We start from the raw sequence: 24,619 nt of genomic DNA, 5'->3' as shown, positions 1-24,619 counted from the left end.
GATAAAATTGTAAATATATAGCACCTACGTCTTTTTACCGCTGATGAATAGCAAATTTCTCGATCGACTCCACCACCCCTCGCGCCCAGTCATCGTCTTCGACGGCGCCATGGGAACCAACCTGCAAGTCCAAAACCTCACCGCAGAAGACTTCGGCGGTAAAGAATACGAAGGCTGTAACGAATATCTCGTGCACACCAAGCCGGAAGCCGTCGCCATCGTGCACCGAGGATTCCTCGAAGCAGGCGCCGATGTCATCGAAACAGACACCTTCGGCGCTGCTTCCATCGTGCTCGCGGAGTACGATTTAGCCGACAAAGCCTATTATCTCAACAAAACTGCCGCGGAACTTGCCAAGGGTATCGCGGCGGAATTTGACACGCCCGAAAAACCGAGATTTGTCGCAGGATCGATCGGCCCGGGTACCAAATTGCCAACCTTAGGACACATCGATTTTGACACGCTAACCGCCGCTTTTACCGAACAAGCCGAAGGACTTTATGACGGCGGCGTTGACTTATTTATAGTCGAAACTTGTCAAGACGTGCTGCAAATTAAATCAGCATTAAATGCCATTGAAGAAGTATTTAAGAAAAAAGGTGCGCGGATTCCGCTGATGGTATCAGTCACAATGGAAGCCACCGGCACAATGTTAGTCGGTTCCGACATCAGCGCCGCTTTAGCTATTTTGCAGCCGTATCCCATAGATATTTTAGGATTAAACTGTGCCACCGGGCCCGATCGCATGGCGGAACACGTCAAATATCTATCCGAACATTCGCCCTTCGTGGTTTCCTGCGTACCAAACGCTGGTTTACCCGAAAACATTGGCGGCCACGCACACTACAAACTGACGCCGATTGAATTAAAAATGGCCTTGATGCGCTTCGTCGAAGACTTAGGCGTGCAAGTCATCGGCGGCTGCTGCGGTACTCGCTACGATCACATCCGCGAACTGTCAGAAATTGGCACAACTCTTAAACCCAAAATTCGAGAAATTACTTGGGAACCAGCCGCTGCTTCAATTTATAGCGCCCAACCCTACGAACAAGAAAATTCCTTCTTAATTGTCGGGGAAAAACTCAACGCTAGCGGTTCCAAAAAATGCCGCGATTTGCTAAACGCCGAAGACTGGGACGGTTTAGTAGCAATGGCTAGAGAACAAGTGCGAGAAGGCGCGCACGTTCTCGATGTCAACGTCGATTATGTCGGGCGCGACGGCGTGCGCGATATGAAAGAATTAGTATCCCGGGTTGTGACTAATGCAACTCTGCCTTTAATGCTGGATTCCACCGAGTGGGAAAAGATGGAAGCTGGTTTGAAAGTTGCGGGCGGCAAATGTTTGCTGAATTCTACTAACTACGAAGACGGAGAACCGCGTTTTTATCAAGTTTTGGAGTTGGCGAAAAAGTACGGCGCAGGGATTGTGATCGGAACGATTGATGAAGATGGGATGGCGCGCACTGCTGATCAGAAATTTGCGATCGCCCAACGCGCCTATAACGCCGCCGTCGCCTATGGAATTCCCGCCTCAGAACTCTTTTTTGACACCCTGGCTTTGCCGATTTCTACCGGAATTGAAGAAGACCGAAAAAACGGCAAAGCTACCATCGAATCTATCCGCCGCATCCGCCAAGAATTGCCGGGATGTCACGTGATTTTGGGAGTTTCTAACATTTCCTTCGGCTTGAATCCGGCGGCGCGCCAAGTTTTGAATTCCATGTTTTTGCACGAAGCGATGCAGGCGGGGATGGATTCGGCAATTATCAGCGCCAATAAGATTTTGCCGATCGCCAAAATCGACCCCAAACACCAGGAAATCTGCCGCAAACTGATCTACGACGAACGGGAGTTCGACGGCGATATTTGCATTTACGACCCCTTGGGCGACCTAACAACGGTGTTTGCGGGCAAAACTACCAAGCGCGATCGTACCCAAGACGAAAACCTCCCCGTCGAAGAACGATTGAAACGCCACATCATCGACGGCGAACGCATCGGGCTCGACATCCAACTCGCCAAAGCCTTAGAAACCTATCCGCCGCTGCAAATTATCAATACCTTCTTGTTAGATGGGATGAAAGTAGTCGGAGAATTGTTCGGATCGGGACAAATGCAGCTACCATTTGTATTGCAATCAGCCGAAACCATGAAAGCGGCAGTTGCTTATTTAGAACCGTACATGGAAAAGTCCGAATCAGGGGACAATGCTAAAGGCACATTTATCATTGCGACTGTCAAAGGCGACGTTCACGACATCGGCAAAAACTTGGTTGATATTATCCTATCAAACAACGGCTACCGAGTGATTAATTTGGGAATTAAACAGCCAGTTGATAATATCATCGAAGCCTACGAAAAGCACAAAGCCGATTGTATTGCGATGAGTGGCTTGCTGGTAAAATCCACCGCATTTATGAAAGAAAATTTGGAGGTATTCAACCAGAGAGGCATTACCGTTCCAGTGATTTTGGGCGGTGCAGCTTTGACTCCCAAGTTTGTCCATGAAGATTGCCAAAATACTTATAACGGTAAAGTTGTTTACGGCAAAGATGCGTTTTCTGACTTGAACTTTATGGAGAAACTGATGCCAGCCAAATCTGCTGGAAACTGGGAAGATTTGGCTGGATTTTTAGATGAAGTTGGGAGTGAGAATGGGGCGGTGAAAGCAGCTAAAACTTCGGCAGAAACTGCGGTTGAGGATGCGAAGAAGGCAGACACTCCGGTGATTGTTGATACCAAGCGTTCCGAAGCAGTTGATGCAAATATCGATCGCCCGAATCCTCCTTTCTGGGGTACAAAACTGTTATCGCCCGAAGAAATCCCCTTTGAAGAGCTTTTCTGGCACTTAGATTTGCAAGCCTTAGTTGCTGGACAGTGGCAATTCCGCAAGCCAAAAGACCAATCGCGGGAAGAATACGATGCTTTCTTAGCTGAGACAGTTTATCCAATCTTGGAAGAATGGAAACACAAAATTATCACCGAAAAGTTACTGCACCCGCAAGCAATTTACGGGTATTTCCCCTGTCAAGCTGAGGGAAATTCCTTGTATCTGTATGACCCAGAAATTATGAAGGGCGGGCAAGATGCCCACCCCACAGCAGAAAATAGTGGCACAGGCATCTTGCCTGTGAATGCCAATAGTGGCACAGGCATCTTGCCTGTGACAACATTGACATTTCCCCGGCAAAAATCGGCGCGCCGGCTGTGCATTGCCGACTTCTTCGCGCCGAAAGAATCGGGTAAAATCGATGTATTTCCGATGCAAGTAGCGACGGTGGGAGAAGTTGCTACGGAGTACGCACAAAAGCTATTTGCTAACAATCAATACACCGATTATCTCTACTTCCACGGATTGGCGGTACAGACGGCGGAAGCAGTAGCCGAATGGACTCACGCGCGGATTCGCCGGGAATTGGGTTTTGCTAGCGAGGAACCGGATAATATTCGGGATATGCTGGCGCAGCGATATCGCGGTTCGCGCTACAGTTTCGGCTATCCTGCTTGTCCGAATATGGCGGATCAGTACAAGCAATTGGATTTGCTAAAGTGCGATCGTATAAACCTGTATATGGATGAAAGCGAACAACTTTATCCGGAACAGTCAACCACTGCAATTATCACCTATCACCCAGCCGCTAAATACTTCACAGCTTAATTTATTAGTGCGCGCGGAGTACCATTAGTGTCAACTTAACGTCAAATGTACTATCGATTTACTGTTTGACGACTAGGCCCAGATCTCCCTGGCACCCCCCTTAAAAAGGGGGGAACCGGAAGATATCAAAGTCCCCCTTTTTAAGGGGGATTTAGGGGGATCTAGACTCAGCAAAAAGCGCATTATACAAATAAAACTCGGCGGTTGAAACCGCTAGTACACAAACAAAGTCCGCCTTCGCGGACTGAAGAATACACAAATTCACCCAATAAAAAAGCACCTTGAAAAAGTGCTTTCATGAACCGGAAGTTTGATTGTCCCACCAAACTTTTACAAGTGATTCCGGGGAGTGCGGGCGCCGGCAGATGCTCCGGCCATTGAAGCAACCAAACCCAATAATGAGCCGAACAAAAATGACCAACCAGCTTTAGCGGCATTTTCAGCAATATTCCGAGCATCCTGAGCAGAAACGCTAGGCGCTTGGTTGGGTAGATTTACGCCGCCTTGTTGGGCTTGATTAATCGCTGCTCCGGCATTCGCTGCTACTACGCCAAAAGTCCCAGCTACGCCATTTGCTAACAGCCAAGAGCCAATTGTTAAGGTAGTTGCCCACAAAATTGCTCCGTTCAAAAGCGCGGTGCTGCGGTTCATCGGGCCGCAAGCGCGAGCAGTTACCCAACCGCCAACGCCCAAGCTTATTAATAAACTGATAATTGACCAAATTCCTACTCCAGTACCGACGTTGCCTGCAATACTGCGCGGAGCTCCTGAATTAGCAATGTTGCTCAACCCGATCGCAGCACCCAACGCACTTAACACCAGTTGTGTGCCGATCGCAATTACCAAACCTGAAAAAATTGGGCCCCACCGCACTAAATCGTGATATTCCATGACCGGCTTAACTAGAGTCTGCTCGGTAACAACGTTGTCTACTGGTCTATTTACGTATGCCATAGCTTTTCCTTTCCTTTGAGAGTTGGTTTTATTTTTAACAATCTTTCACCTAAGCATTGATTGTGGCTGAGATTGATAGAAACCATATCTGCCTGGGGAAATAACCAGTATCTATGTCTGAAGAAATAAACTCAAAAGTCATCAGTTTTCAGCCAGCAGCTATTAGCTAATGACTGATGACTGATGGCTGATAACCAATAACTATTTTATCCAGTTAAAAAAGTTCGCTGATGTATAGAGGAAAAGCGGCTTATTAACGCAATCTGACAGCAGTCCCAACAGCAGTAATCAACAGCAAAGCCCCCGAAGAGTCTACATTAATCGTGCCGGTGTCAACTTCCACCCCGATCACGGCATTAGCACCCAGGCGCTGGGCCCGTTTTTCCAGTTCCGCGAGGGCATCTCGCTGTCCTTTGAGAAACACTTCCTCGTAACTGCCGGTGCGCCCGCCGATGATGTCGCGAATACCCGCGAAGAAATCTCGCAGGGCGTTTGTGCCGTAGACAACCTCGGCAGTTACAATTCCCAAGTAAGATTGAATTTCTGCTCCTTGGATGATATCAGTTGTTGTTACAATCATCAGTTGGCCTCAAGTGCGAAAATTTTGAGTTGGTCGATTTCTGTAGGTTTACTACATCTCCCCGCTCAAAGATTCCAGGCAAACCCTAAGCTGTAAGCTTGTTAAGCTGACAGCAATTCGCTCTTTTAATCCACACACTCTTTGAAAAAAATGGCCGTCCACAAACAAAGTCTCTTGGTATTCAGTACACTTTTGGTAGCGGGATTCGCGATCGCAACGCCCCAGATAGCGCTCTCAGCAGACACACCAGAGGAAGTTCAACCTAAAAATAATGCAAATTTAGATAGTCTGCTGCGGCAAGGACGCGAGTTGGTAGATTTAGGAGACTACAGTAAGGCGATCGCCATTTATCAACAAGCAGCCCGTTTAGATGCGGAAAACCCGCGTATTTTTTCCGGTATTGCCTATCTACAAGCACGTCAGGGCAACTATCAAGCCTCAGTAGAATTTTACCAACAGGCGATCGGTCTGGAACCCAAAAATGCTGACTTTCAATACGCCTTAGGATATGCTATGGCGAACCTGCAAAACTATCCCGCAGCAGCAGCAGCTTACCGTCGCGCCGCTGTGCTCGATCGCAAAAATGTCAACGCCCGAATTGGACTCGGAGTGGTGCTGTTTCAGCAAAAAGATTACAGCGGTGCATTTAAAGCATACCAAGAGGCGATCGCCCTCGATCCCAAAAATTGGCAAGCTTATTCTTCATTGGGTTTAGTATTGATCCAGCAGGGAAACTTTGCCAGTGCTGTCACCGTGCTCAAACAAGCAGCCAAACTCGCTCCCAAACAAGCCAGCATTCAGTTAAAATTAGGTACTGCTTTGCTGCGTAGCGGCAACACTTCCGAAGGGCTAGCAGCTTTTGAAGAAGCGTCAAAACTAGAGCCGCGGAATCCCGAAGTACAGTTAGAAATTGGCGAACTTCTCAGAGCTCAAAACGACTTAGAAGGAGCGATTATAGCTTACAAGCGAGCGATTGACGTGCGACCGAATCTAGTGAGCGCATACGTTGCAATCGGGGAAATTCAACTAGAAAAACAAGATTTTTCAGGAGCAATTATCACTTTTCGGCGAGTGATCCAGCTCGATCCAGCCCGAGGAGAAGCTTATTACAACATGGGTCAAGCATTCAAAGCGCGCGATCGCAAATCCGACGCAATTCAAGCTTTTCAACAAGCCCTAGACACTTACCGCCAGCAAGGCAACAATGATGGCGCACAAAAAGCCGAGGCGGCGCTCAATGAACTAAAGTAATTAGTCAGTTGATAGTTGATAGTTGATAGTGTTTCTGATGGGTCAGAATCAACAATCCCCGATCGCGCGATACTCAGAAACCGGGTTTCTTCGGAAAATCTCGTGAAGAGGCGTAAATTCTCAGAGAAACCCGGTTTCTTGGACGCTTGCGCGTGGAACTCAGAAACCGGGTTTCTTGGATGCACGTAGGTTCTTTCTATTCTTCAAAGGTTAAATGCTGGATTAATTTATCGCTAGTTAAATCTTCTAAAAAGTAACGATAAGCATCTGCTGACTGAAATTGCGATCGCACTCGATCTATTTTAGGCAAACTACCCTGGCGCAAATCAATATATAGCCTTTCTCAAAAAGATGAGGTATGGCTGACAGCTTACATAACCGCTGAAATCAAGAGGGCCCAAGCCCAACAACGTCCGCGAATCTTTGTAAAAACCGCTATATTCTTGATAGCTAGAAAACTCCCAAGCCTCGGCTTTTTTAACTATATTAGTAGCACAAACTGGATTTAAGTGAATATAACGAGTTAGGTGTAATAAATACTCTTCTGTATCTACATGAAACATGAAACATGAACAATATCTGTTTGTCTATCAATATTCACCGCGCCACTCCTCTCGCCCCTACGCAGAATCATCGCATCAGAGCAAGAAGTCTGTTAATGCCATTCAAAAGTAACGAAAAATACAAAGGGACAAAATCCTACTCGCTGCCATTTGTAACTTTTAGGCTGTCTGGCAGTTGTGGCATTTCCTCATACTACCAGACAGGATAGAATGCTCGTTATTAGTGAGCGATGTAGGTAGGCAGAAAGTGAAGTATGTCGCGCAGAACGCTATATCCAGCCATGTCCCAAAGCAAATAAGCTAAGAAACCGATCATCGCTAAGCGACCGTTCCAAAGTTCTGCTTGTGGGTTTAACCCAAACAAAAAGGCGTTCCGATCTTTGCCGTTGTAGGCATTAGCGGTAGGAGGTAAGTTAGTAGGGCGAGTTTCCATTTTTTTACATTCCTTAACAATGTTTCGCTTATCATGGTAGCGACCTAATTTCTAGTTTGCTATCTGTCGATAGGTGCAAAATACATACAAGTCTAAAGGAGGATTTTGAGACAAAAATGACGTGTTAAATTTTGTTAAAAACCATTTTTTCAGCGATCGCCTGTATCGGTAGATACTAAAGACAACTGCAAGTTGAGATGGCTGCTGTGAAAAGCTTGCGAAGCCCTGCTGCGACAAACAACGGCCGTTGTGACTCGACAATACTGAAGTCGCGAGAAGCTACAGGAAAAAAAAATAGTCAATTTCAACCGCAAAACAGAACACGATCGCCCTTAACTTAACTAAAATAGGAAATAGACAGAGCGCGAGGGAGAAACAGTTATCGAAACCATCTACGGCAATCTTCAGGGTCTCAAATCCAGCCAACTCAAACAACTCGAAAAGCTTTACCACCAGAGACTACCGGGCGATCGCATCACCACGGCAGAATTCGCACAGCGCGTCGCCGCCATCAGTACCGAAATCGACAAGCCAATCTGCACCTACATCAACCGTCGCGGACAAGTAATTCGCGTCGGCGTCGGTACGCCCCGCCAAACCCAGATTGCACCCCTAGAATTGCCCCGCTACGGGGGAGGTCGCCTCAGTGGCATTCGCTGCATCGCCACCCACTTGAAGCCCGAAATCCCTAGCGAAGCAGCCATCACCGCCATGGCAATTCAGCGCCTCGATGCCCTGGTTTGGCTGACTCTAAGCGGCGGAGGATTTCAGCGCCGCGGCGGCGGTGCGGCCGGTTACATCCAAGACACTTATCTGGTTCACCTCATACCCCAGGGAGACCGACCAAATTTTGAGTTCTCTGTGTTGAGCGCTAAGTTAGAACCAGCTTCAACTAAAACAGAGGAAATAGAAGAGCCTTTAATTCAAAACTCACCAATCAAAACTCAAAACTTTCCCTGGAAAATATCAGAACCACTGAGTTTGGACGACCTCGCAGACCAAGACTTTCTGGAGTTGGTGGAAGGACTCGAAGCAGATTTTCAAGCAGAATTTGTCGCCAAACAAGTAGATGCAGACCAAGACAAAGTGCTGCTGGTTGGTGTGATGACTCAGCACATGACTCTGCTGGATTTTGAGGACGGACTCGCAGAAATCACGCGGCTGGTGGAAAGCGCCGGAGGTCAGGTATTGCAAACAGTGCGTCAAAAGCGATCGAACCCCCACCCGCAGACAGTCGTCGGCGAAGGCAAAATTCAAGAAATTTCCCTCACCGCTCAAACGATTAGCGCTAACCTCGTGGTATTCGATCGCGACTTGTCCCCCGCACAAATACGCAACTTGGAAATTCAGATTGGTATTCGTGTCGTCGATCGCACGGAGGTAATTCTCGACATCTTCGCCCAAAGAGCGCGATCGAGCGAAGGTAAATTGCAAGTAGAACTCGCTCAACTACAGTACAGCCTGCCCCGCCTGACAGGTCGCGGTCAAGCAATGTCGAGACAAGGCGGCGGTATCGGTACCAGAGGCCCCGGGGAAACTAAACTCGAAACCGAACGCCGGACGATCGCCAAACGCATTTCAAGATTGCAGCAAGAAGTAAATCAACTCCTAGCCCACCGCTTCCGGCTGCGGCAGAACCGGCACCACATGGACGTACCCTCAGTCGCGATCGTCGGCTACACCAATGCAGGTAAATCGACTCTGCTCAACCTGCTCACAAATTCCGAGGTCTACGCAGCCGACCAATTATTTGCCACCCTCGACCCCACCACCCGAAAGCTGACGATTCCTGGCGCCCTCACAGGAGAACCGCTGTCGATCGTCCTCACAGATACAGTGGGCTTTATTCGCGAACTTCCCCTCTCATTGATCGACGCTTTTCGGGCTACCCTCGAAGAAGTTACAGATGCCGATGCTTTGCTGCACCTTGTCGATCTTTCGCATCCCGCGTGGCAGAGCCAAATTCGCTCCGTCATGAATATTTTGACAGATATGCCCGTAACTCCCGGGCCTGCCCTTGTAGTATTTAACAAAATCGATGCCGTAGATGGAGATACTCTTGCTCTCGCCCGAGAAGAGTTTCCTCAAGCCGTATTTATTTCGGCCGCCAAAGGTCTCGGCATGGAAAGCCTGCGCGATCGACTAGCCCAGCTCATTCAATACGCCCTCTACCCTCGGTAAATACTTAAATATTCCTTTTCAGTAGTTGACATTCGGGAATACACGTACATATACTGAGGACAGATCTCGTCGAAGCATGAGACTATAAAAGAATAGTCAGATTGTGGATTGCTAATTAGAATACAGCAGATATAGTTTGCGATCGGTTACATACTTAACTTCAGGAGGCGGCGCTCAAGGTTGATTAACAGTAAGACTTTTTCGGACATTTGCACGGACGATCGCTTACATTTGTCATAGGTCTTCGTATCATATAGAGTCAGTAACTCTAGGCTCAAGCCACTGAGCTTGTTAGAGAGATCGAGCAAGCTGTACTGACGGGCCTCAGACCTTCGAGGTCTACGTTATTTGGGTCACGACACCCTGTGGATGCGAAGCTAGTCCCTTGCTCTGTCGAAGCGTGGTTAAACAGTTCTAAAGTCACGCTTTACACTGCTGCTAGCCGGAAAAAGCCCTTATAACTTTGGCGAAGCTAACATTACCCGAAAGGGATTTGGAGACAACCATATCGACCTAGAGCGGCAACCATACCCCTCTAACCCCGCAAGGGGATTCAAGGCGGTTGAAACCGCGCCCGTCGTTTCCCTCTCAGGACTAAAGTCTCGCTCGTTTCCCACTTACCGAGCTATTTTATGAATTTACCCACTCAGATGTAGGTGAAAAACCTTGGTAGTACGCAACCGCTATATAAATAAGTTGCCTCTACAGTATCAAAGCAAATAATCAGATTGGCTAATAGCGCTAAGCGATAACCAAGCTGAACGCAAGAATATAAGTGCTTGTAGAAATTTTTACGGGCATAGGTTGATAGGCCTTGGTTGAGATCCGATCTCAACTTATGTATTTGTTAGCAAATGTTAGCAAAAAAGTATCGGTAAAAACTCTCTTTTAATAGCTGTAAGGGCTGTTAGCTCAGAGGTTGCCAGACGGTGCAAACCACCCTAGGCGACTAGGGTCAAATAAAATAAGACGACCAAAGTGTTTGGGCGATCGCCTCAAGCGCTATACTATCTTTTACAGGCGTCCGGGAGAGAAAACATCAATTTATGGTAAGAACTCTAAAATCTATGCCCGCCGTGCAGCGCTAATCTCTAGCACTACTTCTATTCTCCGATTTTACCACTGTTTAACTAAATAGTTATGTGTACGCCACTGGCAAAACTAGCAATTGGACTCTCTGCCACAATGGCAACAGGGTTCTACTATCTAGCTGCCGCCCCTCCGGCTTCAGCAGCAGTCGATGTGTGCGGGCCCGGAAACTATTCAAGTGCCTGCGTCCCTGATAATTCCCTCAGCCCTCAATCACCAACACCCGTACCAGTCGAAGTACCGACATCACCTGCACCCGTGCGAGACGCGGTACCGGAAGCGCTGGTAGATCCAGCACCGATACCGATCGTACAACCTGTAGTGCCGGAAGTGCCGGTAGTCCAATCACCAGGCCCTATAATAGTAGAGCCCGCAGTACCGGAACCACCGGTAGCCTCACCACCACCATCAACCCCGATACCGATATTACCCACGCCGGTCATACCACCGGTCATACCACCGGTATCACCATCGCCATCGCCAGTTCCGCCGATACAGGTGCCATCGCCGATATTGCCAAACTACATAAACCCCCCCGTCATTAGAAGAACAACTATCCCAGAACCCGGTACTGTGGTAGCACTCCTGCTGACAGGCGCAGGAATCATCTGTTCCACCAGAAAACGAAACAAGCAGGTCGGTCAGCAACGGTAAGCAGGCCCAAGCTGCTGCTTGTTTTCAACATCTCTCCGTTTCTTGAAGCGCGAGTGTTTTTTTGTTTTTAGGTGAAATCATAAAAAATGTATAGATAATTACCTTACCAGAAATAATTGGTTGAAAGCCGTAACCCCGATCGGGAGAAATGAAAATCAGACTATTCATTACTCCAATCCTCTTCCTTCTAAGTAGAGGTCGCTCTTAAACTGTCAAGCGGTCAACTGTCAACTGTCCCAGGTCAACTGTTGAAAGCTTGCAGGGTGCACTTGGAGCAGAAGGAAGAAGAGTTTAGCGCTCGAACGCCCTGAAGTCAAAAGCAAGAGATCCCATGGGGAAGTACAACGCGAAAAGTTCGCAACCGTCGGGCGGGGTTGCTATATATAAAAATTAAAATAAGATTAGTTAAGCAATACTTCGGACAGTTTTAGATCTAGTCGAGCCTCCGAAACCCTTACTGACTATATGCTGGACTATTTTTTCAATGTTTAAGTTCAGCCCTAAGTTTCAGAAAATGCGTAAAAAATGGCAGGGCTTACTCGCTCTCGGCTTACACGGCCGTTAAAAAACTGTCCGAAGTATTGTTAAGATTACAATAAAAAATATTGTTATTGTGTGAGCGTCCGATGACACCTAAAGTAGAAATTTACACTTGGAGAACCTGCCCGTTTTGCATTCGTGCTAAAGCACTGCTGAAGCAAAAAGGGGTTGAATTTACAGAGTACGCGATCGACGGAGATGGAGCAGCACGCGATCGCATGACCGATCGAGCCAACGGAGGCCGCAGCCTCCCCCAGATATTCATTAACGACCAACACATAGGCGGCTGCGACGAAATGCACGCACTAGATGCTCAAGGCCTACTAGATCCGTTGCTAGCAAAATAAGGCATTTCCCGTTGCATTTTGAATTTGCCTAAATTTTCATTCGACCAATTTTTAATTGTAACTGACCATGAAATTTGCATTCATCATCGATCCGCTCGATCGACTAATTCCAGGACATGATACCAGCGTAGCGCTGATGGAGGCAGCTCAAGAATTGGGTCACGAAGTGTGGGCGACTCAAGCCAACGAATTAAGCATCATCGGCGGCAAAACCTGGGCAATGTTGACTAGAGTAGCCCTCACCCCAGTCAAACAAGTAGAAGGGCGCTGGGAGGCGGCTGAGGCTTGGTATCAGGTGGAACAGCCTGCATTGGGCCCACTCGAAGCAATGGACGCAGTATTTATGCGTACCGATCCCCCAGTCAACGTTCCCTACCTTTACACGACTTATCTTCTAGACGGCATCGATCCCGCTAAAACTTTGGTAGTTAACAGTCCCAAAGGATTGCGAGCGGCTAATGAAAAGATGTATGCTTTGCAATTTGAGGGAGCGATCCCCGAAACAATTGTTTCTCAAAACAAGCAGGTAATTCGCCAATTTGTGGAGAAAAAGGGAGCGGCAGTTCTTAAACCATTGGGAGGCAAAGCTGGCGAGGGGATTTTGTTCTTGGAACCGGGCGATCGCAATCTCAACTCCATGGTTGAAATTAGCACTCAACAAGGCAAAATTCCAGTGATGGTGCAGACTTATCTGCCCGAAGCAAAAGACGGAGATAAACGAATCATCCTCTTGAACGGCAAGCCCATCGGCGCAGTCAATCGCATTCCCACCGGCAATGAATTCCGAGGCAACATGGCTGTCGGTGGCCGAGTCGCAAAAACAGAAATTACCGATCGCGAACATCAAATTTGCGCTCAGTTAGCACCTGTGCTGCAACGAGACGGACTGTACTTTGTCGGCATTGATATCATTGGCGGTTATCTCACCGAAGTTAATGTCACCAGCCCTACAGGAATCAGAGAAATCGATTTGTTTGATGAGGTGAGTTTGGGCAAACAAGTAATTGAATGGACTGTCTCGCAGGTAGGAACTAGACGCTAAAATCTAATAACCCAGAATTACTCATCGGTCAATTATTTTTTTTGAAAAATAACAAAAAAAATCGCCTTTTTTTTAGGGTAAAAAGCTTGACTTTGAGAATTTGAAGAGGTATCATGTAATAATGGGAGTGGTGACAAAATTTAAATTTAAGTCACCACTCCCATTATTAAATAATAATATCCCGATCGTCCCAAAAAATCAATAGGTAATAGCTACTTTTTTAGGACAAATTTTTTAACAAAATCACAAAAAACTCAGTGTATTCAACAATATTGTCAGAAGTTCATATCTGGGCCAGCTTGTCTAGGAGCAGAAAACATTGCACTCCGAAGCTTTCCTATCTTAAAATTATCTGCGTTAATCTGCCTTCAATCTGCGGTTGACTTCTCAATCAAAGACTGAATCCCCAATCCCAATCCCCAATTATTAAATCATGTCAAAAATTGGCGTTGCAGTAGTCGGTACAGGTTTCGGTCAAAAAGTGCACCTGCCCGGATTCGAGACCCACCACCGGACAGAGGTTGTGGCTGTCTATCACCGAAATTTAGACTCATCTCAGGCGATCGCCACCGCCCACAACATCCCCTACGCTTGCAACTCGATCGCAGATATAGTAGCGATCCCAGAAGTAGCGGGCGTCAGCATTTCCACGCCGCCATTTTTGCATTTTGAAATGGCAAAAACAGTCCTAGAAGCAGGCAAACATTTATTATTAGAAAAACCGACAGCCCTGACAGCTAATGAAGCCCGGGAACTTTACCGATTAGCGAATCGCGAATCTCAAACCCAAGCAATTGCCACCATGGACTTTGAGTTTAGGTTCATTCCCGCATGGCAAATGCTAGCAGAATTATTAGCAGCAGGATATGTAGGAGAAAAGCGTTTAATTAAAATTGATTGGTTGGTGCCCGGCCGCGCTGATGCTACTCGCCCTTGGAATTGGTACGCACAAAAAGAGCGAGGCGGCGGAGTTTTGGGCGCGACAGGTTCCCACGTTTTTGATTATATTAGCTGGCTGTTCGGCCCCGTGCAGAGGCTTTCTGGGCAATTGATTACAGGAATTTCGGCGCGGCCCGATCCGAACGATTCGGGAAATTTAAAACCTGTTGATGCCGATGATTCTTGTACGTTGATGTTGGAATTGGCCGGGGGAACGCCTTGTCAAGTTTGTTTGAGTTCGGTTACTTATCAAGGGCGGGGACATTGGGTCGAAATTTACGGCAGTCAGGGTACTTTGGTTTTGGGAAGCGACAATCAGCAGGATTACGTCCACGGATTTCGCTTGTGGGGTTCCCAAGCTGGAGAACCTTTAGCTGAAATTAAGATTCCTCAGAGATTGGAGTTTCCTCAAGTTTATCCAGACGGGAGAATTGCACCGTTTATTCGAGTAGTAGACAGGTGGGTTGAAGCAATTGATGCGGGGAAATCTTTGATACCGTCGCTCAAAGAAGGAGTTTACTCGCAGTTGTTGATGGATTTGACCCAGGAGTCAAATGCTACGGGAACTTGGGTGGATGTACCGAATTTAGATAAATTTTTGGGCGGTAGATAAGATTAAAAATTTACCTGAAAGAATTGGTTTAAAGCCGGAACCCTTGTAGGGAGAAATTAAAAGAAGGCTATTGATTACTCCAATCCTCGGACTTCCAGGTAGAGGTCGCCCTCAAACAGTCAACTGTCAACTGTCAACTGAATGAAAAAGCAATGTCGCCCACTCGATCGCACCCCAAACCCGATAAACTACTAATAGAGAAACTCGATCAATCCCTATATCCAGATTCGGTAGTTGTGAATGGCGCGCCCTGAAAGTCCTTGCCTCAGTATAGCGATCGCTCGCCTGAGAACCGCTGGGGCAAACCATTTTGCCACTTGGGTTCTACAAGCTCCCTATCCCAGCGGGTACGTTCACCACGACTGTATGTGGCCGCTGGCCCTGTCCCAATCTTGGAAAGCTTGGCAGGAAATGTTTTCCCCGTCAGGGACAATTCACGAATTGCCCCTAAATCCTGATGGCAGTTTCGTCTCGCCGGAAAACAACCAGAATCTACTGACAGAAACTGAAAAACGAACTGCTCAATCCCTACAAATCCCTCCTATTATCCGCTCTGTGCCGCTCCACCTCAGTCAAGGGGGGTTGGTGGAGAGGGGCGAGCAGAATCCGCTACCGCCACCTCCTAGCTACAGCAGTCGCCTGATGCAGCATTTGGGGATCGATCTTTGGCAGTGGCTGTTTGAAGGGCCGATTCAGGGCAGTCTCCAGGAAAGTAAAGGTATCGCGATCGGGCAAAATCTACCCCTGCGAGTCCGCATAGACTTGCGCGAACCGTATTTGATTGCCCTACCTTGGGAAATTATGCAGCCTCAAGCCGGTCAACCGGCTATTTCTCTGTCGCAGCAACTGCTTTTCAGCCGCACTACCAGCAATGTTGAGCCTTTACCGCCCCTGCGTCCTGCCGATTCCCTCAGCATTTTGCTCGTTTTGGGACAAGCAGAACCTGGCCGCGGTGCTAATTCTGAATTTTCCAGGGGCAATAATCGTCATTTGCAGTTGGAAGCAGAAGCAGTCGCCCTAGCTGGGGTTCTGGAAAATGCTTTTCAAACCGACGACAGCGGTAAATATTTCGACATCAGCGTTCCGACTCGCGTCGATACTCTGATCGAACCTACTCCGGCGGAACTAATTTCTCGGCTGGAAACTCAAGCTTATAACATTCTGTTTTACGCCGGCCACGGGATACCTGGCCCTGACGGTGGCTTACTGTTTTTGGGGCCGGACACGGCGATTAACGGTACTGAATTGGCTCAGGTTTTGGTTCGATGCCGCGTGACGCTGGCAGTGTTTAATGCCTGCTGGGGAGCTCAGCCGGCGGTGGAGAGGCTGCATTCAAATAACGGCCAGCAACAGGCGATCGCCCGCAGCAGTTTGGCTGAGGTGCTGATCCATCACGGGGTGCCGGCGGTGTTGGGGATGCGGGACTCGATCGCCGATCGCGAGGCCCTGAGTTTTATCCAAACTTTTGCCCAAGCTTTGGCAGGACGAATGTCGATCGATCGCGCCGTCGCCGTCGCCAGACAGCAGCTACTGACACTGTACAAGTTCAATCAACCGGCTTGGACGTTGCCCGTACTGTATATGCACCCAGAGTTTGACGGTCAACTGACTGAACCGGTAGATGACCTGAAAACTGAATTGCCTTTGAATTCTTCTACTTGGCTGGGACGTTTGCCGTCTTGTGCTTACTTGCGGGGGCGCGATCGACCAAATGTCAAATCTAGCGAATCTGGCAATCAGGTTTGGCCCATTACTGCTGGTATGGTTCGAGTCGGACGCTGGGAAGAAAACGACGTAGTGATTCGAGAACAGTGGGTTTCTCAAAAACACGCGGAGATTTTCTGTCGCAACAGCATCGGCGATCGCGGGGGCGAACCTAGCTACTTCCTGCGCGATTTTTCCCGCTACGGGACTCTAGTTTTGGGTACAGACGGATGGGTGAGAGTTCACCACCAAGAACTGCTGCTGCAATCGGGTACTCAGCTAAAATTTGGCAGTTCTCAAGGTCAGATTTTTGAGTTCACTATTGAGGTTCCAAAAACTTCGGGCTACAGTGAGACTGATTGCGGAACTAATTAAGGTGCGGGTGTAGCTAATGAAGGCAATCGGCGATCGGGACACCAAAGTTCTCGACGCCCGTGTCTCAAGTCTGAAGTTAAAACAGTTACTCACCACTGGCAACTAGCACTTGGCAGAGTCCACCTTCTGTATTTTACTTGAACTACTTAGGTATTACATCATGGCTACCCAATCTCCTGATTCTCAATATTTTCGCGACTCACAAACTCAGGCGCAGATGGAACTTCTCACCACAATAGTTCAGACTGATGTTGCTTATCCTTGGAATCCCGCACAGCTTGAATCAGAATCTTATTTAACCGATCTAGAGCAAGAATTTGCCCTGTTTGATTCCTTCAGCGACAGCGATATAGCGGAGAAGTCGCAAGTTTTATTCGGACAACTAGAACAAATTTGGCTGGCGACTTCTCTACAAAAGTCTTTGCGCGAAAAATTTGCTCGGGTTCCTCAAGATTTTCTAGCCTGCATCGCTCAAAGCGTCCAAAACGCAACTGTTAAGTATCAATCTTTAGCTGACCAAATGGTTGAGTGCGTGTTAGATATTTTGCCTCAGTGGGCTGAGGAAGATTTGCAGGTGTTGGCGCGTCCTTTGGCTTATGCGATGCGAGAGGCTGATTCGTCCGCAGTGGAAGTGGTGATGGAGACTAGAAGACCTTGGGCCCAATTGTCGGAAATAGAACAGGCGAGAGTTGGTTTGGCTGTCGCCCGCTATGCAATCTCGCAATTAGAAATTTCTGATTAGTTTTTGACGGCTAGTTTTTTAGGCTGCGATCGCGGTAATTTTTTAAATTAATATAAAATCAATCTACCTTTAGTTAGATGTCACATTCGTCTAATTATTAGCCCCTAGGGATTGCTATCTCAAACGATAGCAATCCTATTTGATTTGTAGACATGATATTTTTTGGTTGAAATAACTGCAAAAAGTCGAAGAAGGCTGGCAGTAAACAGGAAAAACCATCAGAAATGGGGCAAAAAATTTGGTTTATAGGGCAATACGGTTTACTTAACACTATTTATGCGCCGGAGATCCCCCTCGCATCCCCCTTAAAAAGGGGAGTAGGGGTTGACTTTGAGAGCATTCTTGTCCCACCCCCTACTCCCCTTTTTTAACGGGGGTTAGGGGCGATCTGTCTTAAGTGAACAGTATTGGTTTATAGGGAGGCACGTTTGTAGTGTGAACTTTAGTCCGCAGAATTTTATGAGCACGTGCATTCCGAAAATCCAACCAGGTTTGTAGTTGTGCGATCGCACACAATCTCAAGAAGCTCTTGCTATACTTTGCCTGGACTGGATATTGCTGAGCAGTTTGCCACTAAGCAGCGAGTGAACTATCATCGGAACCTCCGAGAAACCCCGTCGCTTTTAGCGCGGGGAGGGATAGGAGGCGAGTGAGGAGTCTCACCCCAACCGAAACCGACAATCGTTAGGTATCGGTAGGGAGAGGTGAGCGACGAATGAGCAATAAATCTATGCATGGCAAAAATAACTTGTTGTTGGTTAACTTTCGCTATATAATGGTGATATCAGCGAAAGCAATGTTTATGTACTCTACTCAGAAAAACCAACTACGCGACCTTGACAAAGCCGAATTCTTGGCGCTCAGAGAGTTGTGCAGGCTGAGTAAGAACCTCTACAATGTGGGTCTTTACACCGTTCGCCAATACTTTTTTGAAGAACGTAAACACTTGCGCTATGAGTCGGCTGTGCGATCTGTGCAAAGAGAATGAGAACTACCAAGCCCTCAATACAGACATTGCACAGCAAACATTGAAGGTGGTAGATCGAACCTTTAACAGCTTTTTTGGACTGATTAATGCGGTTAAATCTGGCACTTATCAACAGAAGGTAAGACTTCCTCACTACCAGCCCAAAGATGGGTATTTCGTGTTAATAATCCCTCGGATTAAAGTCAAAGATGGAAAGTTTAAAGTACCGATGTCCTATGCTTTTAAAAAGGAATTTGGAGATATAGTAATTAACTTTCCACAACGACTCGACCCCGCTCAGCTCAAAGAGGTTCGGATTCACCCTAAATACGATGCTCGATTCTTCGAGGTTGAGTATATCTCTAAAAGGGCAAATGAACCCTCCGAAACGATTGCTGGTAGTTCTCTGGCGATCGATCTTGGATTGGACAATCTGGCAACTTGTGTTGACACCAATGGGGCATCCTTTATTGTGGATGGTCGCAAACTTAAATCTATTAACCAGTGGTTCAACAAGGAAAATGCTAGACTGCAATCTATCAAAGATCGACAGAAGATAGAAAAACTGACCGAGCGTCAGGCTCGGCTGTATATCAATCGTAGCAACCAAATCAGGGATTACCTGAATAAAGCTGCAAGACTCATAATCGACCATTGCGTTAATACTAAAATTGAATGCTTGATTGTCGGATTCAACCTTGGGATGAAGCAAGATATCAATCTTGGTCGTCGCACCAATCAAAACTTTGTCCAGATTCCCTTTTATACCCTGAGAAATAAACTTAGAACTCTCTGTGAGCGATATGGGTTGAAATACAAGGAGCAGGAAGAATCTTACACATCTAAATCCAGTTTGTTGGATGGCGATGAGTTGCCCCTCTACAATGCCGATCGGCCAGCTACTTACCAGTTTTCGGGTAAGCGAGTTAAGCGTGGATTGTATCGGAGTAAAGAAGGACATTTGATTAATGCTGACGCACAAGGCGCGGCCAATATCGGACGTAAAAGTAAGCAGAATGGTTTTACCGGACTGTCTAGAGGCTGCGAGAGCCCAGCCGTTACGAATGAAAGTCTACTGAGGCTTGATTTTCTTAAGAATCCCCGTCCGTTTTACGGCGGGGAGTGTCAAAAAATTGTCAGAATGTTAAAAAATGTAAATATCGTCAGTGGGGTGTGTCGGAATTTTCAACGGGATTAAAAAGTGAACAGCAGGAAACCTTGACAGTTGCAGATACGATCGGGAATTGCAAATTTTATGAGAAATTCAAGATGTGACCTTCAAGACTTGAAACGCCGCTTTTTTAGGTGGATTTCGCACGTACAGATGGCAACGCTAGTCGTGTTGGGGGTAGTTGCTTTCGCAGGTGCGATCGCCGCAGCCTGGTTTAGCGGTGAAGGTACAGTCAGCGGTATTTTTGCCACAATCAATACTTGGCAGCAAAACCCGCCTGTGTGGCTGCAAGTACCTGCTGCGAGCAAGATGTATTTGTTAGTGCCGACTTTCGCCCTCGTCTCGGTTGCTTTAGCTACCATTAAAATTTCGCCTCAACCACAGAAATGGTCGCGGGCTGTGGTAGTTGGCATAGTTTTGGCTTTAACCATTCGCTACGTTTTGTGGCGATCGCTAGTTACCCTAAATTTAAGCGATCCCCTCAACGGTATCTTTAGTTTGGGACTGTTTTTCCTAGAAATGCTGATGGTTGTCAGCAGCAGCATTCAAATGTATTTAATGCTGAGTATGAAAGACAGGCATCGAGAAGCCGATCGCATGGCTGTTGCAGTTGCAGAGGGAAACTTTGCCCCGTCCGCAGACATTTTCATCCCAACTTACAACGAACCAATTTTTATTTTGAGGCGCACAGTCATCGGCTGTCAAGCTTTAGATTATCCTAACAAACAAGTATATTTGCTTGACGATACAAAGCGCCCTGAAATCCAATTGCTAGCCAAAGAACTGGGATGCAAGTATATAACTAGACCAGATAACAGTCACGCCAAAGCTGGTAACATCAACCACGCCACAAGCCTAACAAATGGAGAACTCATTGTAGTTTTTGATGCCGACTTCATTCCCACTAAAAACTTTTTAACAAGAACAGTTGGCTTTTTTCAAAATCCAGAAATCGCCCTCGTGCAAACACCGCAAAGCTTTTACAACCACGATCCCATTGCCCGAAATTTAGGTTTAGAAAATGTGCTGGTGCCAGAAGAAGAAGTATTTTACAGGCAAATTGAAATCATCAAAGATAGTGCAGATAGCGTAGTTTGTGCTGGCACGTCTTTTGTAATGAGGCGCAGCGCGCTACAAACAGTGGGAGGCTTTGTCACAAATTCAATCTGCGAAGATTATTTTACCGGAATTCGGTTGTCAGCCACCGGGTATCGTTTAGTTTACTTAGATGAAAAATTGAGTGCTGGTTTGGCGGCTGAAAATATAGAAGCCCATCTAACTCAAAGATTGCGCTGGGCGCGAGGCACCCTTCAGGCATTTTTTATTGATTCCAATCCTTTAACGATTCGCGGTCTCAGATTCGTACAAAGGCTGTGTCACCTGGAAGGATTGCTGCACTGGTTTACCAGTTTAAGCAGGATTGTGTTTCTGTTGATGCCTTTAGCTTATGCGTTTCTTGGGGTACTTCCTTTGCGGACAAATGCGCGGGAATTGGTCTACTTTTTCCTGCCTTACTATTTGGTGCAAGTTACTGTGTTTTCTTGGCTGAACCGCAAATCGCGATCGGCTTTGCTATCAGATGTTTACTCGTTCGTCCAGTGTATTCCTTTGGCGGTGACGGTGGTGAGTGCCATGCTCAATCCCTTTCAGAAAGGGTTTAATGTGACGCCAAAAGGAATTGCGACCGATCGCTTTAGTTTTAACTGGAATTTGGGATGGCCTTTGATTTTATTGTTCGCAGCTACAGCATTCGGTTTGTTCCATAATTTAAACATTCATTTAGTTAAAAATATGGGCAGTTGGCAGGGAATATCAGCAAGTGCTGATTCGTTAAAAGGTGTGAGTGCGGGCTGGATTTGGAGCGCTTACAACCTGCTGATGCTGGGAATTGCGCTGCTAATTTTGGTGGATATTCCTAAGCCGGATATATACGAATGGTTCAATTTGCACAGGGTGGTGCAGTTGAATGTGGGCGGTCAAAGTTTTTGGGGAATAACTACTGTAATTTCAGAAAGTGGCGCTGAAGTTGCTCTGACTGAACGGCCGAGTTTTGCGGTCAAAGGTAAAGGGAGCAAACAGAGTTTTACCGCAGCAGAGATGTTACCCAAATATGCCGCTGAGACAAGTTTATCGCAGGGTAAAATCAGAGCGATAGCTCGCAGCGTAGCAGTCAAAGCGAGGATATCCGTAGCGCCGCCTGTGATGGAGTTGGACACCGAAGCTCGTTTTGGCAACTGTTTGATTGATTGCGACTCGGCGACTCTGGAAATTATGGAAGAGAAATGTTTGATTCCTGTGGCTAAGATTGAGTTGGTTAGCGAGAAATCTCACTTGGAGTCGAATTTTCGGGATGCAGCAGGGTGCAGTGTTGCGGAATTTCCGACTGTGCGAATTGCGTTCGATCGCCTAAACATGAGCCAACACCGCTGTTTGATCGAAATGCTGTACTGTCGCCCCGGCCAGTGGAAGCGCCAGGAAACGCCCGGAGAATGGCACTCGCTGTGGCTGTTGTTGAGAATTGCTTTGAAACCGAGGGCTATTTTTGAGAGAAACAGGCCGGTTAGGGCGATCGCAGTTTCCCAAGTTTAAAACTCATATCAAATCCGGTAGCATGGGAATTAATATTACCATAAATCAGGACACGGCATTGCCGTGTTCCTATTCCGATCAATTGTCTAAAAAAGACATTCAGATATCCTATCTATTATTTTTCCACAGTCAAAATTGATTGACAGAATATAAATGTTTTGATAACATAAATCTAGTTATATTTGTAAAATTTTGCGAACCTATGAAACTCAACTCGTCTTTGTTTTGTAAAGCGGTTTTAGTGACAAATTTACTCCTGGCATCTGTCACTACTTTCGGTATCGTTGCTCAAGCCCAGACAAGTAGCTCCACTAAAAATTATAAAGGTGTATGTAGTTTTTACGGACAAAATCAACGACAGGCACAAACAATCGGCTGCTCAGTCAAGCAGAGTCTCACCCAAATTACAATTACCTGGGAGGATGGATTCATAACTAATGTGGTGTCTTCAGAAGACGGTGTTTGGCAATCAATGCCATCTCGCTCGCTCGCCGGAGTTACATTTTATGCCGGTAGTGGACAAGTCTCTAGAGTTGAAATTTACGAAGGCCCTGGTAAAGGTATTCTTGTTGTCAATCCTCTTTGAAGAAAGACCAAAACAACCCCATTTCTTTTATTATGAAACAGGCTTTCCGGCCTATTCATAAAAGGTAAAGATCTCATAAACCGGATATCGGCACAAATTCATAACCGTAACTGGTGCGATTTCCCGGTTTAACAATTACTAATTGAACTGCTCGATTGCGATCGCCCGAAGGTAAAAAGCGAATCGGCCCCGATGCTCCTGTTGCCGAAAAATCTGACGCAGATAAAGCTTGTTGAATGCCTGTGCGAGTCGGATTGCGCCCTAATCCGACAATTAGCGCGATCGCCGCATCGTAAGCTAAAGCTGTGCGCCAACTGACTTCAGCATTCCAAAGTTGTTTCGAGGTTTGGGGAAAGTTTGACTGCGGATCTGCGAGAATGTGCCAAGGAACTGCTAACACCATATCTGTGGCTCCTGCGCCACCAATTTGCAGTGTTTTAGCACTATAAGCGCCGTCTCCTGCTAGTAATGGCAGCCGTTTGGCGTTGACTTGCACTACTTGCAAAGCTTGGTCGATAGTCGCCGAATTGGACGCTAACATCATGACTTCTGCTCCCTGGGCGATCGCACTTTTAACGCTTTCGGCAGCATTAAAATTCCCCTTAGCAAAGTCAAATTCCGATACGATTTGTCCGCCATCTCCGTAAACAGCAGTAGTAAATTCATCTTTTAAAGATTTGCTGTAACTGCTGGCAGAATTAAAAAATATAGCAACTTTTTGCTTTGGCAATTTTGTCAGCATATAGCGGGAAAGAGCATTCGCCGCAAATCGATCGCTCGGCACTGTCCGAAATATATTGCTGCCAACTCCTGAAAGCTGCACAGAGGTACTTGTCGGAGAAATTGCTACTAATTGATTTTGCTGGTAAATCTTGCTCGCTGCTAGGGTGGTGTCCGAACCAAAATGCCCGATTACTCCTAAAATTTCTGAGTTATTGGCGATCGCACTGGCAATTTGCGAGGCAATCTCTGGGTTGTTGTCGTCGTTAGCAATTAGCACTTTTAAGGGAGTCCCGTTAATGCCGCCCTTTTGGTTGATTTCATTTTGAGCTTGAGCGACTCCCCGCAAAATTTCTTGAGCAGCATTGATATCGGTGCCAATGGGAACCGCTGCGGCAATTGTGTAGGATTTTTGATTGCCGATACGGGCGTTGTTGAGGTAAATTAGTGCTTCGGGATCGTTGCGATTGGTTTGCAGTGAAGCTTGTAAGTCTGAAATAGCCGCGTTGTAGTTGCCAGATGCGATCGCCTCTACTGCTGATTCTTTAGTTGTTGTTGCTTTTTCAGAAATTAACAGTTTTTTTCCGGCACTCAGACGCTGCTGAATTTGCTGCTCTGACTGCGATGAATTCCCCGTCGGGGGCTTAGAAAACGTCTGATTTTCGGGTGATAAACCTCCAGGAATGCCGCCGCGGCTTGTCAGCCACCAAATACCTGCACCGGCTAGCCCGATCGTAATTAGGAGTGATAATACCAAAACAGCGGTTTCGTTTTTTTGGGACATGGCTGCACAATTTTAGATTTTAAGTTTTAGATTCAGTCATTAGTGCGAGCGTCCCCGCTCGCGAACGTTATTAGTGCGAGCGTCCCCGCTCGCGAACGTTATTAGTGCGAGCGTCCCCGCTCGCGAACGTTATTAGT

18 protein-coding genes are annotated in these 24,619 nt (G+C 46.9%); 12 read left to right on the top strand and 6 right to left on the bottom strand.

The genetic code is table 11. The annotated features are described in order from the left end of the window. Window positions 1–43: 43 nt before the first annotated feature. Window positions 44–3,658 (top strand): methionine synthase, encoded by a 3,615-nt coding sequence (metH, locus tag JGK07_RS22060; protein WP_293225524.1) that lies wholly within the window; start codon window positions 44–46, stop codon window positions 3,656–3,658. A gap of 330 nt (window positions 3,659–3,988) precedes the next feature. Here metH and JGK07_RS22055 read toward each other — a convergent pair whose 3' ends face one another. Together JGK07_RS22055 and JGK07_RS22050 are read right to left on the bottom strand one after the other, a co-directional pair. After that, entirely contained in the window at window positions 3,989–4,612 is a 624-nt protein-coding gene (locus JGK07_RS22055) for a hypothetical protein (RefSeq protein ID WP_293185976.1), read from the bottom strand. A gap of 253 nt (window positions 4,613–4,865) precedes the next feature. Continuing rightward, window positions 4,866–5,192, bottom strand: a complete 327-nt coding sequence (locus JGK07_RS22050; RefSeq protein ID WP_172184303.1) for a YbjQ family protein — start codon at window positions 5,190–5,192, stop codon at window positions 4,866–4,868. Between the two features lie 150 nt (window positions 5,193–5,342). Between JGK07_RS22050 and JGK07_RS22045 the strand changes: the two genes are divergently transcribed. Next, entirely contained in the window at window positions 5,343–6,443 is a 1,101-nt protein-coding gene (locus JGK07_RS22045) for a tetratricopeptide repeat protein (RefSeq protein WP_293193293.1), read from the top strand. A gap of 326 nt (window positions 6,444–6,769) precedes the next feature. Here JGK07_RS22045 and JGK07_RS22040 read toward each other — a convergent pair whose 3' ends face one another. Together JGK07_RS22040 and JGK07_RS22035 are read right to left on the bottom strand one after the other, a co-directional pair. After that, window positions 6,770–7,006 (bottom strand): hypothetical protein, encoded by a 237-nt coding sequence (locus JGK07_RS22040; RefSeq protein ID WP_293185835.1) that lies wholly within the window; start codon window positions 7,004–7,006, stop codon window positions 6,770–6,772. A 220-nt stretch (window positions 7,007–7,226) separates the two neighbouring features. After that, window positions 7,227–7,439 carry a chlorophyll a/b-binding protein gene (locus JGK07_RS22035; RefSeq protein WP_293147923.1) on the bottom strand — a complete coding sequence of 71 codons (213 nt, stop codon included), beginning with the start codon at window positions 7,437–7,439 and terminating at the stop codon, window positions 7,227–7,229. A gap of 534 nt (window positions 7,440–7,973) precedes the next feature. On the opposite strand from JGK07_RS22035, the gene hflX reads away from it, so the two are divergent. Further along, a complete protein-coding gene (gene hflX / locus JGK07_RS22030; protein ID WP_363319279.1) occupies window positions 7,974–9,620 on the top strand; it encodes a GTPase HflX in 1,647 nt (548 codons plus the stop codon). Window positions 9,621–10,760: 1,140 nt separating this feature from the next. Next, entirely contained in the window at window positions 10,761–11,363 is a 603-nt protein-coding gene (locus JGK07_RS22025) for a PEP-CTERM sorting domain-containing protein (protein WP_293185837.1), read from the top strand. Window positions 11,364–11,387: 24 nt separating this feature from the next. On the opposite strand, the gene JGK07_RS22020 is transcribed toward JGK07_RS22025, so the two are convergent. Continuing rightward, complete coding sequence (locus JGK07_RS22020) at window positions 11,388–11,531, bottom strand: hypothetical protein (RefSeq protein ID WP_293185838.1); 144 nt, start codon at window positions 11,529–11,531, stop codon at window positions 11,388–11,390. Window positions 11,532–11,989: 458 nt separating this feature from the next. Between JGK07_RS22020 and grxC the strand changes: the two genes are divergently transcribed. From grxC to JGK07_RS21980, 8 genes are all read left to right on the top strand, one after another. Further along, window positions 11,990–12,250, top strand: coding sequence for a glutaredoxin 3 (grxC, locus tag JGK07_RS22015; protein ID WP_293185839.1), 261 nt, complete (start codon window positions 11,990–11,992; stop codon window positions 12,248–12,250). A gap of 67 nt (window positions 12,251–12,317) precedes the next feature. Next, on the top strand, window positions 12,318–13,292 hold the full coding sequence (gene gshB / locus JGK07_RS22010; protein ID WP_293185840.1) for a glutathione synthase: 975 nt from the start codon (window positions 12,318–12,320) through the stop codon (window positions 13,290–13,292). 433 nt (window positions 13,293–13,725) lie between these two features. Continuing rightward, entirely contained in the window at window positions 13,726–14,844 is a 1,119-nt protein-coding gene (locus JGK07_RS22005) for a Gfo/Idh/MocA family oxidoreductase (RefSeq protein WP_293185842.1), read from the top strand. A 240-nt stretch (window positions 14,845–15,084) separates the two neighbouring features. Further along, window positions 15,085–16,923, top strand: a complete 1,839-nt coding sequence (locus tag JGK07_RS22000) for a CHAT domain-containing protein (protein WP_293185844.1) — start codon at window positions 15,085–15,087, stop codon at window positions 16,921–16,923. Between the two features lie 160 nt (window positions 16,924–17,083). Continuing rightward, window positions 17,084–17,665, top strand: a complete 582-nt coding sequence (locus tag JGK07_RS21995; protein WP_293147937.1) for a hypothetical protein — start codon at window positions 17,084–17,086, stop codon at window positions 17,663–17,665. A 929-nt stretch (window positions 17,666–18,594) separates the two neighbouring features. After that, window positions 18,595–19,830, top strand: a complete 1,236-nt coding sequence (locus JGK07_RS21990) for a transposase (protein WP_293185846.1) — start codon at window positions 18,595–18,597, stop codon at window positions 19,828–19,830. A 57-nt stretch (window positions 19,831–19,887) separates the two neighbouring features. Further along, window positions 19,888–22,392 carry a glycosyltransferase gene (locus JGK07_RS21985; protein WP_293185848.1) on the top strand — a complete coding sequence of 835 codons (2,505 nt, stop codon included), beginning with the start codon at window positions 19,888–19,890 and terminating at the stop codon, window positions 22,390–22,392. 241 nt (window positions 22,393–22,633) lie between these two features. Continuing rightward, complete coding sequence (locus JGK07_RS21980) at window positions 22,634–22,978, top strand: hypothetical protein (protein WP_293185849.1); 345 nt, start codon at window positions 22,634–22,636, stop codon at window positions 22,976–22,978. A gap of 73 nt (window positions 22,979–23,051) precedes the next feature. Here the strand turns inward: JGK07_RS21980 and JGK07_RS21975 are convergent, their stop codons facing one another. Next, window positions 23,052–24,482 (bottom strand): ABC transporter substrate-binding protein, encoded by a 1,431-nt coding sequence (locus JGK07_RS21975; protein WP_293193517.1) that lies wholly within the window; start codon window positions 24,480–24,482, stop codon window positions 23,052–23,054. Between the last annotated feature and the right edge of the window lie 137 nt (window positions 24,483–24,619).

Source organism: Microcoleus sp. PH2017_24_DOB_U_A, assembly GCF_020738205.1.
Taxonomy (GTDB): Bacteria; Cyanobacteriota; Cyanobacteriia; order Cyanobacteriales; family Microcoleaceae; genus Microcoleus.
The sequence above is the reverse complement of the archived record's forward strand: the minus strand, read 5'-3'. Positions and strand labels throughout refer to the sequence as shown.

Coding starts and splice junctions, on each gene's coding strand:
- metH (WP_293225524.1), top strand. CDS start 44: ATGAATAGCAAATTTCTCGATCGACTCCACCACCCCTCGCGCCCAGTC.
- JGK07_RS22055 (WP_293185976.1), bottom strand. CDS start 4,612: ATGGCATACGTAAATAGACCAGTAGACAACGTTGTTACCGAGCAGACT.
- JGK07_RS22050 (WP_172184303.1), bottom strand. CDS start 5,192: ATGATTGTAACAACAACTGATATCATCCAAGGAGCAGAAATTCAATCT.
- JGK07_RS22045 (WP_293193293.1), top strand. CDS start 5,343: ATGGCCGTCCACAAACAAAGTCTCTTGGTATTCAGTACACTTTTGGTA.
- JGK07_RS22040 (WP_293185835.1), bottom strand. CDS start 7,006: ATGTTTCATGTAGATACAGAAGAGTATTTATTACACCTAACTCGTTAT.
- JGK07_RS22035 (WP_293147923.1), bottom strand. CDS start 7,439: ATGGAAACTCGCCCTACTAACTTACCTCCTACCGCTAATGCCTACAAC.
- JGK07_RS22025 (WP_293185837.1), top strand. CDS start 10,761: ATGTGTACGCCACTGGCAAAACTAGCAATTGGACTCTCTGCCACAATG.
- JGK07_RS22020 (WP_293185838.1), bottom strand. CDS start 11,531: ATGAATAGTCTGATTTTCATTTCTCCCGATCGGGGTTACGGCTTTCAA.
- grxC (WP_293185839.1), top strand. CDS start 11,990: ATGACACCTAAAGTAGAAATTTACACTTGGAGAACCTGCCCGTTTTGC.
- gshB (WP_293185840.1), top strand. CDS start 12,318: ATGAAATTTGCATTCATCATCGATCCGCTCGATCGACTAATTCCAGGA.
- JGK07_RS22005 (WP_293185842.1), top strand. CDS start 13,726: ATGTCAAAAATTGGCGTTGCAGTAGTCGGTACAGGTTTCGGTCAAAAA.
- JGK07_RS22000 (WP_293185844.1), top strand. CDS start 15,085: ATGGCGCGCCCTGAAAGTCCTTGCCTCAGTATAGCGATCGCTCGCCTG.
- JGK07_RS21995 (WP_293147937.1), top strand. CDS start 17,084: ATGGCTACCCAATCTCCTGATTCTCAATATTTTCGCGACTCACAAACT.
- JGK07_RS21985 (WP_293185848.1), top strand. CDS start 19,888: ATGAGAAATTCAAGATGTGACCTTCAAGACTTGAAACGCCGCTTTTTT.
- JGK07_RS21975 (WP_293193517.1), bottom strand. CDS start 24,482: ATGTCCCAAAAAAACGAAACCGCTGTTTTGGTATTATCACTCCTAATT.